Raw genomic sequence first — 3,149 nt, 5'->3', positions numbered from 1 at the left:
TATAACCAACCTTTGAATTCATTAAATTTTATCTTTGACCAAAAAAAATGAAAACTTTTATTATTGTAGCCATTACTTTATTTTCAATCAATTGTAGTTCACAAAAAAATTTAAAATATTCTATTAAGGGTGGTATTAATTATACATGGTCTTATACAGACTTTTCTGCAAATAAGGTTATTTATGGATTTAATATCGGCGGGACTATAGAAAAGGATATAAACGATTTAATCAGTGTACAGACTGAACTAAATTATAATTTAAAGGGTATAGAATCTGTTATAAAAAATACAAGTCCTAGAATTGAAGCCGAAAATAGATTGGGTTACATAGACATACCTGTCCTATTTCAGGTTAAGTTTGCTAAAAGAATTAGTTTTCAAGCAGGACCACAAGTAGGGTTTCTTGTTTATAAAAATAGTGAAATCGACGGGAATGAAGTTGATTTAGATATTACTAAAACTACTTTCGGTTTTGTAGGTGGATTTGAAATAGACTTTTTGAAAAAATTCTATACCCAATTTAGATACGAATATGGTCTAAGCAAGATAATCCAAAATGATTCCATAAAGTTCTCAGTAATTAGTCTAAATTTAGGGTGTTATTTTAATTGATTTTTAAATTTATATTGTTGCCAACGTTGATGTGTATGGTTAGTTGCGTGTTTCAAGCACTAAGGATAGTAAATAAAACACAAATAGAAAGCCCGCGAGGGATTTCGTAAATTGGCTAAAACTAAGCAATTAATTATACACAGTGTTAGCACCAGTATTTATATTCTTAATTCTCCTTTCAATATAATTTGAGCTTCACTTTTTATCAATAATCTATTCTCGCTAACTAGTTCAACTTCCATAAATCCAGTTCTTTTAGAACATTGATATGAATTCATTTTCTTTTTATTCAATCGTGTTTTCCAATATTTGGCTAGGAAAGTATGAGTAGCACCTGTTACAGGGTCTTCGTTTGTTCCGCTCCAAGGCCAGAAATATCTTGATTCAAAGTCATAGTCATCCTTTTGTGAAATTGCCGTAATTAATACTCCATTTATTGAATTGTGTGATTGTTTTAATTTTTCAAAATCTGGTGACAAATCCGCTAATAGTTTACTACTCTTAATTTCCAGAAGTAAGATATTTGTTTCCTTATTATACACGCTATTTACGATTGTTTCAATTCCAAGAGCATTTAATAATTCATCAGGTGCATTTTGAGGAGTTGTATCATAAATTGGGAATTCCATTTCAATTTTCTCTCCATATTTTTTAATCATTAAATCTAAATGCTGAATATTCTTAAAATGAATCGCATCTATTTTAGGGTTAATTTCAAATAGTACTTTAGAAGATGCAAGAGTTGCATGTCCACAAAGCGGAATTTCCATTACTGGAGAAAAATATCTTATTGAATATTTATCTTGATTATCTATTTTACATATAAATGCCGTTTCTGAAAGTCCCAATTCTTTGGCAATAGATTGCATTTGTTTGTCACTCAATTTTTTGTTTAGAATACAAACACCTGCTGGGTTTCCTTTGAAAGGCTTATCTGTAAAAGAGTCAACTATATAAGTTTCTATTCTATCTGTCATTTTTTTTTATATTGGTGCTAACGTTTGGTGTATGGAACGTAGCGTGTAAAAAGGTAATAATTTTTGAGTAAAAGACAGAGCCAAATTTTTAATTTTGTTCTTAACTTATCAAACGTAAAAGCCAAATTAAAAAATTTGGTGGTCTTCGCAAACAAACACAAACCTCTGGAAAAGCCTTTGATAGCTATGTTTTATAAACGTTGTTGGCAACTGGCTTTTGTAAGTTACTACAATTAGTGATTCAACTTTTAATTATTTGGTCTTTCAGGAATGTAAACAGCCTCAATTTCTATTTCATTACCATATGTTACTATAATTGAACATAATACAGAAACACTTTTACCATTGTGAATAGCAGGTTTCATCACAGGCATTTTTCTAAGCACTCTCAAGATTTCTGCTTGAATGGTTACCTCTGAATCTCTGACTTTCATGCCAGTCAGATTTCCGTTTTCATTGATTATAAAAAAAACATCTACTTGATTTGGTTCTGAAAGATTTAAACTTTTAGAGACACTCAGGTTAAACTCTTGCTTTATAAATTCCGACACTTTACTATTAAAACATTTCATTGTTTCTTCTTCAGAAAGTTCCTCACAACCATTATAGACAGGGGCGATTTCTGCATCTTTTAATATCATCCTATTATCAGGACTATAATTTGCTAAACCGTCATCATGTGACATAATACTACATAAACTTAACATTGCCTGTTCCTCTTCTTTAGTAATATTTCCTTGTGCCATCACCTGTTGTTGAACAGCATTGATTTTCATTATCAATTCACTTTCTGTATTTTTTGAAGAGTCAGATGTTTCCTTACAAGAAACACATAAGAGACCAATAGAGATGATTGAAATAGCTACTAAATATTGCAACCTTTTTTTTCTTTTCAAATTGAATTTCATAAGTTTTATTTTTTCGCTTGTTGCCAACAATAGGTGTATGGATAGTTGCATCCTGTAGGGTGCTATTATCTATACAGCATGTTATGTTTAGTGTTTTGTCCAAAGCTAAGGAATTTTCAGTTTCCATCCAGTGGGACAAATAAACGGAGTTTGAAAAAGTACCCAAACAATAGAAAATCAAAAGGGTTCTAATTGTCAGAGTATGGCCATTATCTATATAGGTAATATGGGGAGTGGTCAGACTCTGTTTTAGACTGGTAAAAAACAAGAAACTTTGTCCGCTTTTTATAGGTGCTGCTTCCGCTATTTAAAAAAAGACTTGACTTTTTAATTTTTTTTAACTACCTTAACCAAAGTCTTTTAGACGTTCACAACGTTTGCAAATTTTGATTTGCACGATGCAATCGTTAAGACTTTGAGTGCGCCAATTATCATTGGCACGCATCCTATAAAAAGCGTCCTTCTAATAACATTTTTTTACCAGTCCAATTAGAAGCGTTTTTCCGTGTGCTTTTTGAAATTAAACCTAACGTTGTTGTATATGGTTTGTTGCGTGTTTCAAGCAACTAATTTAGTAAATAATTACGGACAAAGAAAGTCCGCGAGGACTTTCGCAAGTAGGCAAGAAGCCAGCAATAAATTATATACGG

Annotated in this window: 3 protein-coding genes; 1 reads left to right on the top strand and 2 read right to left on the bottom strand. The window is 31.2% G+C overall.

Annotation, left to right across the window (positions count from 1 at the left end):
• Nucleotides 1-47: 47 nt before the first annotated feature.
• Nucleotides 48-614, top strand: a complete 567-nt coding sequence (locus CXF67_RS09005) for a porin family protein (RefSeq protein WP_102088456.1) — start codon at nt 48-50, stop codon at nt 612-614.
• Nucleotides 615-772: 158 nt separating this feature from the next.
• Here the strand turns inward: CXF67_RS09005 and CXF67_RS09000 are convergent, their stop codons facing one another.
• A complete protein-coding gene (locus CXF67_RS09000) occupies nt 773-1,591 on the bottom strand; it encodes a PhzF family phenazine biosynthesis protein (protein ID WP_102088455.1) in 819 nt (272 codons plus the stop codon).
• A gap of 248 nt (nt 1,592-1,839) precedes the next feature.
• The gene (locus CXF67_RS08995; protein WP_257984640.1) at nt 1,840-2,499 is read right to left on the bottom strand and encodes a hypothetical protein; all 660 of its coding nucleotides are present in this window, start codon (nt 2,497-2,499) and stop codon (nt 1,840-1,842) included.
• Nucleotides 2,500-3,149: the final 650 nt, after the last annotated feature.

Source organism: Psychroflexus sp. MES1-P1E (genome assembly GCF_002836055.1).
GTDB lineage: Bacteria > Bacteroidota > Bacteroidia > Flavobacteriales > Flavobacteriaceae > Psychroflexus.
The sequence above is the reverse complement of the archived record's forward strand: the minus strand, read 5'-3'. Positions and strand labels throughout refer to the sequence as shown.